The organism is Flavobacterium sp. H4147 (assembly GCF_029360735.1).
Classification (GTDB): Bacteria; Bacteroidota; Bacteroidia; order Flavobacteriales; family Flavobacteriaceae; genus Flavobacterium; species Flavobacterium endoglycinae.
Map to the genome: position 1 here is coordinate 399,245 of NZ_JARKNB010000003.1, position 12,691 is coordinate 411,935.

Annotated in this window: 9 protein-coding genes; 2 read left to right on the plus strand and 7 right to left on the minus strand. The window is 36.5% G+C overall.

Going from position 1 to position 12,691, the window contains the following annotated elements; translation table 11 throughout:
- Window positions 1–65: 65 nt before the first annotated feature.
- The 3 genes from P2W75_RS15815 to P2W75_RS15825 all read right to left on the minus strand — a co-directional run bounded on the left by P2W75_RS15815 (window position 66) and on the right by P2W75_RS15825 (window position 2,992).
- Complete coding sequence (locus P2W75_RS15815) at window positions 66–1,079, minus strand: zinc-binding alcohol dehydrogenase family protein (protein WP_276381222.1); 1,014 nt, start codon at window positions 1,077–1,079, stop codon at window positions 66–68.
- Window positions 1,080–1,186: 107 nt separating this feature from the next.
- On the minus strand, window positions 1,187–2,041 hold the full coding sequence (locus tag P2W75_RS15820) for a fumarylacetoacetate hydrolase family protein (protein ID WP_276381223.1): 855 nt from the start codon (window positions 2,039–2,041) through the stop codon (window positions 1,187–1,189).
- Window positions 2,042–2,227: 186 nt separating this feature from the next.
- The gene (locus tag P2W75_RS15825) at window positions 2,228–2,992 is read right to left on the minus strand and encodes an SDR family NAD(P)-dependent oxidoreductase (RefSeq protein WP_276381224.1); all 765 of its coding nucleotides are present in this window, start codon (window positions 2,990–2,992) and stop codon (window positions 2,228–2,230) included.
- A 405-nt stretch (window positions 2,993–3,397) separates the two neighbouring features.
- On the opposite strand from P2W75_RS15825, the gene P2W75_RS15830 reads away from it, so the two are divergent.
- Together P2W75_RS15830 and fucP are read left to right on the plus strand one after the other, a co-directional pair.
- The gene (locus P2W75_RS15830) at window positions 3,398–4,465 is read left to right on the plus strand and encodes a Gfo/Idh/MocA family protein (protein ID WP_276381225.1); all 1,068 of its coding nucleotides are present in this window, start codon (window positions 3,398–3,400) and stop codon (window positions 4,463–4,465) included.
- Window positions 4,466–4,590: 125 nt separating this feature from the next.
- A complete protein-coding gene (gene fucP / locus P2W75_RS15835) occupies window positions 4,591–5,889 on the plus strand; it encodes an L-fucose:H+ symporter permease (protein WP_276381226.1) in 1,299 nt (432 codons plus the stop codon).
- A 107-nt stretch (window positions 5,890–5,996) separates the two neighbouring features.
- Here fucP and P2W75_RS15840 read toward each other — a convergent pair whose 3' ends face one another.
- The 4 genes from P2W75_RS15840 to P2W75_RS15855 all read right to left on the minus strand — a co-directional run bounded on the left by P2W75_RS15840 (window position 5,997) and on the right by P2W75_RS15855 (window position 12,628).
- The gene (locus P2W75_RS15840; RefSeq protein WP_276381227.1) at window positions 5,997–6,497 is read right to left on the minus strand and encodes a hypothetical protein; all 501 of its coding nucleotides are present in this window, start codon (window positions 6,495–6,497) and stop codon (window positions 5,997–5,999) included.
- Window positions 6,498–6,875: 378 nt separating this feature from the next.
- Entirely contained in the window at window positions 6,876–8,282 is a 1,407-nt protein-coding gene (locus P2W75_RS15845; protein WP_276381228.1) for an efflux transporter outer membrane subunit, read from the minus strand.
- 18 nt (window positions 8,283–8,300) lie between these two features.
- Window positions 8,301–11,468: an efflux RND transporter permease subunit gene (locus tag P2W75_RS15850; RefSeq protein ID WP_276381229.1), complete on the minus strand. Its 3,168-nt coding sequence runs from the start codon at window positions 11,466–11,468 to the stop codon at window positions 8,301–8,303.
- 5 nt (window positions 11,469–11,473) lie between these two features.
- Entirely contained in the window at window positions 11,474–12,628 is a 1,155-nt protein-coding gene (locus P2W75_RS15855) for an efflux RND transporter periplasmic adaptor subunit (RefSeq protein ID WP_207295879.1), read from the minus strand.
- Window positions 12,629–12,691: the final 63 nt, after the last annotated feature.

The window sequence follows — 12,691 nt, forward strand, 5'->3', positions numbered from 1 at the left end:
AAAACTAGTTTCTTTCAATTCTCTTTCTGAAACAAAAAATCTATATTTCTATGTGTTAAAAGAAATTACTCAATTTCAATCAACGCTTTGATCACATTATTTTTAGGATCAATCAAATTCCTGAAATCGTTAATCATTTCAGAAAAACTCGTTCTGTGAGTAATGTATTTTTTCGGATCAATTTTTCCTTCTTTGAGGCATTTCATTACATATTCGAAATCTTCGATTGTAGCATTTCGGCTGCTCATTAAAGTCGATTCTCTTTTGTGGAAATCCGGATGACTAAAACTCAATTCTCCTTTTTGAAGTCCGACCAAAACAAATCTTCCTCCATGCGAAATATAATTGAAAGCACTGTTCATTACTTTCTGATTTCCAGTAGCATCAATTACCACATTTGCCATATCTCCGTTTGTTAATTCAGCCAGTTTAACCGCCACATCGTCGTTTAACGGATTAATGGTTTCATCGGTATTTAATTCTGTTTTGCAGAAATTCAATCGATAATCGTTAATATCCATTACAATTACTTTTGCTCCCGCAATTTTAGCAAATTGAATTAATCCAATACCAATTGGTCCTGCTCCCATTACCAAAACGGTATCTGTAGGTTTAACTGCTGCTCTTCTCACACCATGAGCTGCAATAGCAAGCGGTTCAACCAAAGCCAGTTCATCATAATCTAATCCCTGACCGTGTAATAAATACTGCTCTGGAATGGAAACATATTCAGCCATTCCGCCGTCGATATGTACTCCAAAAACTTTAATATTTACACAGCAGTTGGTCAATCCGTTCCTACATGCCACACAAGTGCCGCAGTTGAAATACGGAATAAAAGTTACTTTATCGCCGGGTTTAAAGCCTGCCGCATTTCCTTTTACATATTCTGCCGCCAGTTCGTGTCCTAAAATCCTTGGATATTCAAAATACGGCTGAGTCCCTCCAAAGGCATGAATATCAGTTCCACAGATTCCGATTCTTTTAATTTTCAGCAGTACTTCACCTTCTTTTGGTTCTGGAATACTTGTTTCTTTTAATAGAAATTCCTGCGGTTTTTCGCAAACAATATATTTCATTTTAGATTTTTTAAAACTATTCGTAAAACAATTTAACCCATAGACTTTTTTAAGTGTCGAAACTATGTTTCTATGTGTTTAAATAATTATGCTAAACGAGTTAATAATTACTTTGTATAAGCAACTGCAGTTTGTTTACTTGTCCCCAGACCTTCGATTCCGAGTTCGATAACATCACCGGCTTTAATGTAAACCGGATCTGGTTTAATTCCTAAACCAACTCCCGGAGGCGTTCCTGTGCTGATAATATCACCTGGAAGCAAAGTCATAAACTGGCTTAAATAGTGTACTAAATACGGAATTTTGAAAACTAAATTTAAGGTATTGCTGTCTTGGTATTTTTTACCATTTACTGTCAGCCACATTTTTAAATTATCCACATCGGCTACTTCGTCTTTTGTAGCTAGGAATGGTCCAAGAGGCGCAAAAGTATCGCTTCCTTTACCTTTTGCCCATTGTCCGCCGCGCTCTAATTGAAACGCTCTTTCGCTGTAATCATTTAATAAGGCATATCCGGCCACATAATCTAAAGCCTCAGCTTCTTCAACATAACTTGCTTTTTTACCCACGACAAATGCTAATTCTACTTCCCAGTCCGTTTTTTCACTGTTTTTAGGAATGATCAAATCATCGTCTGGCCCGCATAAAGAAGTCGTCGATTTAAAGAAAATGATTGGTTCTGTTGGAATTGGTGCATTGGTTTCTTTACAGTGATCTACATAATTCAATCCAATACAGATTATTTTTGAAGGTCTTGCAACCGGAGAACCTAAACGTACGCTGGCATCCACTTCTGGTAAAGAGGGATTGCTTTCTAATGCTTTTTGTAATTTTTCTAAGCCATTTTCTTCAAAAAAGTTTTCGTTAAAGTCTGAAACTAAAGAAGAAACATCATATCTTTTTTCATCAATTATAACTCCCGGTTTTTCTTTTCCGATTTCTCCAAAACGTATTAATTTCATTGTGTGTGTTTTTTTAAAGGTTCTGAGTTACTGAGGTTCTAAGTTTTTTTCTAATCTCAGTAACTTTGTAATTTATTTTATTTTTTGAGTTTATGATTTAATTGCCATCGGAACTGAACTTCTAACTATTTTCTAAAATCTAAAAAAAACTTAGAATCTTAGACTCTCAGAACCTTAGCCCCTTTATCAGTTATTTAATTTAATAAATCCTCCGTCGATTGGGTAATCGCATCCGGTGATAAAACCTGCTTCTTCACTGCATAAATACAAAGCAAGAGCCGCAACTTCATCTGGTTTTCCCATGCGGCCTATTGGCTGTGATTTAGAAAGTTTGTCGAATATTTCTTCTTCCTTTCCGGCGTAGTTTTTAGAAATAAAACCATCTACAAAAGGCGTATGAACCCTTGCCGGTGAAATAGAATTACATCGAATGTTTTCGCTTAAATAATCTCTCGCTACAGATAAAGTCATTGCCATTACAGCACCTTTTGCTGTTGAATAGGCAAAACGGTCAGTGATACCCACCCATGCCGCGATAGATGCCATGTTTAAGATCACGCCTCCGTTAGAAAGCCTGAACTGTGGAATTGCGGCGTATAAACAGTTGTAAACACCTTTTACGTTTACCTCCATTACGCGGTCAAAATCAGCTTCTGAAGTTGTATCTACTTTACCAACATGAGCAATTCCAGCGTTATTAATAAGAATATTGATGTTTCCAATTTGTTCAAAAGCGGCTTGTACTTCAGATTGTTTAGCCACGTTACATGCATACGAAAATACTTTTCCTCCTGCTTCTTTTATCTCATCTACTGCTTCTTGTGCGCTTTCTAAAGTTAAATCGATAATGTGAACTTCCGCTCCCTGTTTGGCAAACAAGACTGCAATTGCCCGGCCAATGCCGCTTCCTCCTCCGGTTATAACAGCTTTTTTATTCTGTAATGAAAACATTTTTATTAGGTATTAAATTTTAAAATGGGTATTTGCTATTAGTAAAAAATGTGTATGAATATTCATAAATGTAAAATCTACAATTACAAATGTAATCGATTAAATCTAAAATAATATTTTAATTTATAATTTATACCCTAAAATGATCTTTCTTTAAAATTTTATAACATTTTTTACATGCTTTGTAAAAAAATTAATGCAGAACATAACATACCTCAAAAAAACGATTACAAAAAGTTACATTTCCTTGTTCATGTAAATCTTATTTCTACTTTTGTAATTGTATATTCTACATTTATTAATTTAATCGATTACATTACTAAGAAGAATATTAAAGAACTATAAATTAGTCTCGTCAACTTATCAACGTTTTTGACACACTGATTTAAATTAAAATATTTAAAAATGAATATTCCTTACAAGCCTTCACTGCCCAAAACAAATCAGCCAATTGTGATTATCGGCGCCAGCGGAATTGTAAAAGATGCGCACCTTCCGGCTTACAAAATGGCTGGATTTACGGTTTTTGGCATTACGAATAGAACGATTTCCAAAGCACATGATTTAGCCAGAGAGTTTGACATTAAACATGTTTTTGAAAATGTTGCCGATGCAGTTAAAAACTCACCGCCAGATACAGTTTACGACATTACGGTTCTACCCGATCAATATATCGAGATTTTAGAACAGCTTCCTGATGGTGCTGCTGTTTTGATTCAGAAACCAATGGGAAATGATCTAGCACAGGCTAAAGATATTGTGGCTGTGTGCGAAAGAAAAAATTTAGTAGCTGCAATCAATTTTCAGCTTCGGTTTTCACCATTTGTAAGTGCAGCGAGATATCTTATCAATGAAGGTTTAATTGGCGATTTATACGATTTAGAAGTTAAAGTAACTGTAAATACACCTTGGGAATTATTTCCGCTGATTAAGGAACATCCTAGATTGGAAATTCTTTTTCATAGTGTTCACTATATCGATTGCATTAGGTCATTTTTAGGAAATCCAAATGGTGTTATGGCAAAAACGGCTAAACATCCGCTTAAAAAACTATCATCAAGCCGTTCTACGATTATTTTAGATTATGGAGAAGATAAACATGTAGTAATCAACACCAACCACGATCATCATTTTGGTCCAAACCACGAAGAAAGCTACATTAAATGGGAAGGAACAAAAGGTGCGATAAAAGCCAAAATGGGATTATTAATGAATTATCCCGACGGTCTGCCGGATATTTTTGAATATGCCGTAGAAAACGAAGCTGGACAATATGAATGGAAAAAAGTTCAACTCGAAGGTTCTTGGTTTCCAGAAGCTTTCATTGGAACAATGTCAAATTTAATGCGCTTTAAAGAGGGTTCAGATTCTAAATTATTGGCAAGTGTTCAAGACGTTTTAGACACCATGAAAGTAGTGGAAGCTTGCTACATCAGCAGTAGCAATGGCGGAATATCAATAGAAAAATTATAAAACCTAAATTTTTAAAACCATATAAATATATAAGTTGCTATAATTTTTGCGCATCGTTTACGCAACACACTGCTTAAATTATCTTGTATCATTTATATCGTGAGAAACAAAAAACTATCTAACGAATGCAAGTAACCAACCAAACCGGAGATCAGCACCAAGTGCCTACAGAAGGAGGAAAAACCAACTATCTTCTGCCATTTATTTTAATTACCAGCTTGTTTTTCCTTTGGGGAATGGCGCACAATCTGGATTCTATTTTAATTCCGCATCTTAAAAAGGCCTGCGAATTAAACAACCGCCAATCGACCTTAATTGACACCTCGGTATTTTTTGCCTATTTTATAATGGCGATTCCTGCGGGAATGCTGATAAAAAGATTTGGTTACAAAAACAGTATTATTACGGGATTATTAGTATTTGCTGCGGGAGCTTTTTTATTTGTCCCAGCCGCTAATTCCAGAACCTACGAGTTGTTCTTATTTGCTTTATTCGTAATTGGCTGCGGATTAACTATTTTGGAAACAAGTGCGAATCCGTATGCTGCTATTTTAGGCCCTGCTGAATCTTCTTCTAAACGATTAAATTTAGCTGCTTCTTTTAACGGATTAGCTGCTATGGTGGCACCAATTGTGGGTTCGTTATTCATTCTTTCGGGAACTAATCATACAAAAGAACAAATGGCCGCTATGCCAGATGCTGAAAAAACAGCTTATTTATTAGGTGAAGCAGCGGCAGTAAAATTACCTTATATCATTTTAGGAACTGTATTGGTTGTGGTAGCGGTAATATTCTATTTTATGCATTTGCCATCGATGAAACCACAACATACCGAAGCTGAAGTTAAACCAGGATTTTTCTCTGTTTTAAAATTTTCTCATTTAACATGGGCAGTTATAGCACAATTTTTTTATGTGGGTGCACAGGTTTGTATCACTAGTTTTTTCATTAGAATTGCTCAGCAAGGAGCTGGTTTAGATGAAAAAACAGCTGGATATTATCTGGGAATTTACGGTTTCTTATTCATGGCCGGACGTTTTATTGGTACTTTCTTTTTAAAATTCGTTAAAGATTATGTGCTGCTTTCTATTTACTGTGCTGCGAGTATTGTACTTTGTTTATTAGCGATTTACGGATCTGGAATCGTAGTTATTTATGCTTTGGGCGGAATTGGTTTCTTTATGTCGATCATGTTTCCAACTATTTTCTCCTTAGGATTAGTCGGTTTAAAATCAAATACAGAAACAGGTTCATCATGGCTGGTAATGTCAATTGTAGGAGGAGCTATACTTCCATACGGAATGGGAACTTTAATCGATATGAAACACGATGATATTCAGGCTGGATATATTATTCCGCTGTTGTGCTTTGTGATTATTTTGTCGTTTGGTTTATATGGACATAAGGTGAAAGGTGTACAGTGATTAGTGAGTAGTGAAAAGCTATACTAGTTATAAATTAATCGTTTACTATTTTTCATAAAAAACGCCTCATTTCTGAGGCGTTTTTCTTTGGTCATGTTTAAATCTAGTTAGTGACGATTCCCTTTTGAATGGTCATTATTTTTATCGGAATGGTTATTTCTTCCGGCTTTGTTTCCTTTGTCTTTGTTATCAGACTTATGTTTATTTTGAGGTTTACCATTGTTTTTTCCTGGCTTTTCACCTCTGTTCTTTTGAGGTTTTCCATGATATCCTTTTGGATAATTGGCTCTGTGTTTTGTGTGATACGTATAAGGTGCATCTCCTCTATAATCTGTTAAAACTACTTTGTAACCTGAATACAAATCATATTGTCTGTACTTGGCAGGAAGTCTTTTTTCACGAATCCATCTACCGCCATTATCGTAAATAAATACACTCTGGTTAATGTCATAATAAACATCTATATCTGGTAAATAGTAATACCTGTCGTCATCATATCCTTGTGGCCCCCAGCTTGGCGGAGTCCCGATATTTACATTAATTGATACTTGCGCCTGAGCGAAAAATACACTCATAAATAACATTGAGGCGAATACTAGCTTTTTCATTTTCTTAGTGTTTAAATATTATTTCTGTAAATATAAATCGAAATTAGTGCCAATATTTAAGTTTAGCATATCCATTATACCGAAACCGAAAATTAATCGACGAACAGTCATTTCTAAGCGATGTATAATTCTATTTATAAATGCCTTAAACGCAAAAAACGCCCCGTAAAAAGGGGCGTTTTTTAGTCATGTTTATTTAATTCAAGGCGATCATCCTAGGAACTATTATGATCTTGTTTGGAGTTTTATCGTTTGTGTTTAGATTATGATTCATCTAAACAGTTCAAAAGTAATACAATATTGCGGTATTGTACTATTATTTAGACAAAGAGCACAATTTCGACGACAAACGTAAAGTTTTAAGAGTTCGTTATGATATTATTTCCATCCTCCACCTAAAGCTCTATACAGATTTACTAATGCTTGTAATTTCTGCAGATTATCATTAATACCGCTTAACTGCGCTGCTAAAAGGTTTTGTTCAGATGTTAATACATCAGTATAATTCGTAGCTGAACTGTATTCTAATAATTGCTGTGTATAATCAACTGCTTTTTCTAAAGCTTCTATTTGTTTCGCTCTCGAATCTTCTTTCTCAACTGCCATTTGATATGAATACAAAGCATTTGAAACTTCACTTCCTGCTGTTAATAAACTCTGCTGAAAGTTATTATATGCTTGCAATTGCTGCGACTGAGCGGTTGTTAATCTCAATTTGTTTTTACCTTGATTAAAAATCGGCTGTGTTAGTCCTCCAATAATCGAATAGAATATAGAATTGCTAAAGAAATCTTTCAATTCTAAGTTAGAGAATCCACCGCTTGCTGTAAGGGTTAAACTTGGATAGAAATAGGTTCTTGCCAAATTGGTTGATTCGAAAGCAACTCTGAAATTAAATTCGGCCTGACGAACATCGGGACGATTTTGTAATAATTGAGAAGGGACTCCAACTGCAATATTTTCAGGAACAATCTGTGAGCCTAATTCGCCTCGGTCAATTGGTCCAGGCGCTTGTGCCAACAAAATGTTGATTGCATTTTCAGTTTCACGAATACTGCGTTTTAAATCTGGAATCAAAACTTCTGCCGCGTGCTGGTTGGCTTCACTCTGAACGACAGCTGCACCGGTTACGATAGCACCTTCTTTTAAATCTTTAATCGTTTCAACGTTCTTAATACGGCTTTCTAAAGTTTCCTGCGTAATTTTCAATTGTTTGTCATACGCAAGCAGTAAGAAATAGTTATTGGCGATGTCCGAAATCAATTGTGTCTGAACTGCTTGTTTTGCAGCATCGGTTGCTAAATAACTGGCTAAAGCCGCTCTTTTAGAACTGCTCAGTTTTCCCCAGATATCAGCTTCCCAAGAAGTACTTAAACCTAACTTATACGTTGTAGTCAAAGTATTGATATTGATTCCTGCTGGAAAGTTAAGTCCTGCTTCTGACTGCTTTGTGTGTGTCGCACTAGCATCCAGCTGTAAAGTTGGATAATAGGCTAATTTACTCTGGCTCAAAGAAGCTCTCGCCTGAATGATGTTTTCGATAGCATTTTTCAGGTTAAGGTTTTGATCTAATCCTTTTTGAATTAAGGCATTTAGTTTCTCATCTTTAAAAACACTCTGCCACGGCATATCGGCAATTGTAGTGGTATCTGCCGAAGCTTGGTCACGATACAAATTGTCTGTCGAAAGTGTTGCCGGACGTTCGTATTTTTTGGTAACGGAGCACGCACTTAAAAGTACGGCTGTCATTACCATAAGAATATATTTATTTGAACTATTCGTCATCTTTGTTTTAATTAAATTTTACTCTTTGTGAGCTTCTAGTAAATGAATTTCTTCATCGTCGTCATCGTCGTCATAATTTTCCTTTGGCGGTCCACTCACTCTTTCTTGTAAAGATTGGAAAATGATAAACAGAATAGGAATAACAAATACCCCTAAAATCGTTCCGATTAACATACCTCCTACTGCTCCAGTTCCAATCGATCTGTTACCTACAGCACCTGCTCCGGTTGCAAACATTAACGGAACCAATCCTAAAATAAAGGCGAATGAAGTCATCAAAATCGGACGTAAACGTGCTACTGCTCCTTCAATTGCAGCTTGTAAAATGGGAAGTCCTTTTTTCCTTCTGTCCAAAGCAAATTCGACAATCAAAATACCATTTTTCGCCAGAAGTCCGATAAGCATGATTAAGGAAATCTGCAGGTAAATATTACTGTTGAGTTTAAATATAATCGAGAATAAATACGCTCCAGCCAATCCAAACGGAATTGAAAACAATACCGCAAAAGGAAGAATGTAACTTTCGTACTGCGCACTCAACAAGAAATAAACGAATACCAGACACAGAATGAAAATAAAAATAGTTTCACTTCCTGATGCCAGCTCCTCACGCGTTAATCCTGAGAATTCATAACCGTAACCTGCTGGAAGATTTTCTGCCGCTACTTCCTGAATGGCTTTAATAGCGTCTCCAGAACTGAATCCTGGTTTTGGCGCTCCAGTAATCGCAATAGACGTAAACAAGTTAAATCTCGAAATCGACTCTGGTCCAAATACTCTGGTCATTTTTACAAACTCAGTAATTGGCGCCATGTTTCCTGTACTGTTGCGGACAAAGATTTTATTTAATCCCTGCGTATTGGTTCTAAACTCTGGTGAAGCCTGAATCATAACACGGTATTGTTTTCCGAATTTGTTGAAATTCGAAGCGTACAATCCGCCATAATAGCCTTGCATAGTTGATAAAATCGAGTTTACCGAAACTCCTGCATCTTTGGCTTTTGCTAGATTAATATCCATCATATATTGCGGGAAACCAGGGTTAAATGGTGTCGTTGCATATTGTATTTCAGGACGTTCGGCTAATTTAGCTAAGAATTCATTGTTAACTTTATAGAATTCGGCAGTGGTATGTCCGCCTTTATCTTGTAATTGGAATTCGAATCCACCACTTTGTCCAAAACCTTGAATCGTTGGAGGAGAAATAAAGAAAATATTGGCTTCACGAATACCGCTTGTTTTAGCAAATAGCTGTCCAATTACATCATCAACACTTAAATCACGTTCATCCCATGGTTTCAATTTTACGATAACCATACTGTAGGCACTACCCGCACCGGCTGTAAAGTTCTGTCCAACAATACGAAGTGTATTTTTAACTCCGGGAATAGTTTTCGCAATACTGTCTACTCTTTTAGCAATTACGTCAGAACGCTCCATAGAAGCAGATGGCGGTAAACTAATGTTTGCAAAAACAGTCCCCTGATCTTCAGAAGGTACGAAAGCAGACGGCGTAGTTTTCATCATATAAACCAATGCCACTCCAGCGATCACAATTGAAGCTAAAGCAATCCATTTTTTTACAGAAAGGAAACTTACAGAACGTTTGTATCTTTCGGTAACATTATCAAATGCCACGTTAAATGCGGTATAAAAACGCTGTAAATAGCTTTTATGTTTATGATCGTCAGCATGCGGCTTTAATAAAAGCGCACATAAAGCCGGACTCAAAGTCAAAGCGTTAATGGCGGAAAGGATAATCGCAACAGCCAGTGTAATACCAAATTGTTTATAGAAAACTCCTGTTGATCCTCCAATAAAAGTTACCGGAATAAATACGGCCGCCATTACCAATGTAATCGAAATAATCGCTCCCGAAATTTCGTCCATTGCATGAATCGTCGCTTTTTTAGCTGATTTATATCCGTGATCTAGTTTTGCGTGTACGGCTTCTACTACTACAATCGCGTCATCGACCACAATACCAATCGCCAGTACCATCGCAAAAAGCGTTAATAAGTTGATCGTAAACCCGAATAGATTCAGGAAGAAAAATGTACCCACAATCGCAACGGGAACTGCAATTGCTGGAATTAAAGTCGATCTAAAATCCTGAAGGAATATAAATACTACGATGAAAACCAGAATAAAAGCTTCAATTAAAGTATGGATTACCTTTTCGATAGAAGCATCAAGGTTTTCGTTAACATCCACAAGAGTAGTATATTTAACTCCTTTTGGGAAATTCTTTGCGGCTTCTTCAATTAACTTTTTAGAATTATTAATTACGTCACGAGCATTCGATCCCGGAGTCTGGCTGATCGCCATCGCTGCCGATTCTACACCGTTTGTTTTAATAGTCGAAGCATAACTTAATGATCCCAGCTCCACTTTGGCCACATCTTTAAGACGAAGCATTTGTCCGTTACCAACTGATTTGATAACGATATTTTCAAATTCCTGAGCACTTGTTAAACGTCCTTTGTATTTAATTACATATTGAAAAGCCTGATTTCCATTTTCACCAAATTTACCCGGCGCTGCTTCGATATTCTGTTCTGCTAAAGCAGCCGAAATATCACTTGGAATCAGTTTGTATTGCTGCATTACATCTGGTTTTAACCAGATTCTCATAGAGTAATCTTTGGCACCAAAAACGGTTACATCTCCCACCCCTACAACACGCTGAATCTGCGGTACAAGGTTGATTTTTGCGTAGTTTTGTAAAAACGTCTGATCATACGCTTTGTCTTCACTGTATAAAGAGAAAATCAATAAGTTACTACTCTGGCTTTTGGTTACAGTAACCCCAGCCTGAGTTACCTCTACAGGTAATAAACTGGTTGCTCTCGAAACCCTGTTCTGAACGTTTACCGCCGCTAAGTCTGGATTGGTTCCTACTTTAAAGAAAATTTTAATAGAAGCATTACCATCATTGGTTGCAGAAGAGGTCATGTACGTCATGTTCTCTACACCATTAATTTGTTCTTCCAGCGGAATTACAATACTTTTCAGTACCACATCGGCATTAGCTCCAGTATAACTTGCTGCCACGTTTACAGTTGGCGGTGCAATATCCGGATATTGAGATATAGGAAGCTCAATTAATCCTAGAACACCTAAAATGACGATAATAACCGATATTACCGTCGAAAGTACGGGTCTTTGTATAAATTTTTTAAACATTTTTTTTATTTTAAATCGGCGTAAACTGTTTCTGGGCTCTGATTGTTGGCTTTAATTTCAGTTCCTTCTTTTAGAGAAGCTACTCCTTCTAATACAATTTGATCTCCAGCATTTAAACCGCTTGTCACGACGTAATAATTGCCTGCAGAATTGTCTAGAACTGTGATATTGGCATTTTTAGTTTTTCCATCTTTGCCAACTACTACTGCAAAGATTTTATCCTGAAGTTCAAATGTGGCACTTTGAGGAACAATAATGGCATCTTTAACTTCGTTCGGAATTCTTACGGTAGTACTGCTTCCGCTTCTAATAATTCCTTTTGGATTTGGAAAACGCGCTCTAACATTTACAGTACCTGTTTCGGTATTAATTAATCCGTTTACAGTTTCGATATGTCCTTTTTCATCATAAGCAGAACCATCAGAAAGCAATAAAGAAACGGCTGGCATGCTTTTTATTTTTTGGTTTAATGAAGCTCCTGCATCTTTAGTAAAATTCAGTAATGTTTTTTCATTCATTGCAAAATAAGCATATACGTTTCCAATACTAGAAACTGTAGTTAAAGGCTCTGCCGTGTTTGAACTTACCAAACTTCCTAAACGAAACGGAATCGAACCTACCACTCCGTTTACTGGACTTGTAACGGTTGTATATCCTAAATTCGTTTTAGCATTAACCAAAGCTGCGTTTGCCTGAGCTAAAGAAGCTACAGCCGACTCATAGGTATATTGTGCTGATTCTAAATCATATTTGCTGATGATTCCTTTTTCAACCAATGGTCTCACTTTATTTACAGCCAATTTTGCCGCACTTAAATCAGCCTGCGCACTTTTAATACTTGCTGTTGCTGTACGAACTTGCTGCTCATATTCTGGAGCACTGATTTTAAACAATGGCTGTCCTGCTTTAACAACTGCCCCTTCATCTACAAAAATTTTATCGATGTATCCTTCGACTCTTGGTCTGATTTCTATATTCTGCTGTCCCTGAATACTTGCCGGAAAATCGCTGTTCAACGTAGCTGATTCCAACTGTAAAGTCACAGTCTTATATTCCTTAATCTGCGGTGCACCTCCGGCCTGAGCCGATTTATCATTTTTACCGCATGAAGCGATAATAAGTGATGCTGCAAGGATGCTTAAAAATGATTGCTTATTCATTTGAAATAATATGTAATTATCGATTATATACAGACAAAAGAAATAAAATATCACACGCGAAAA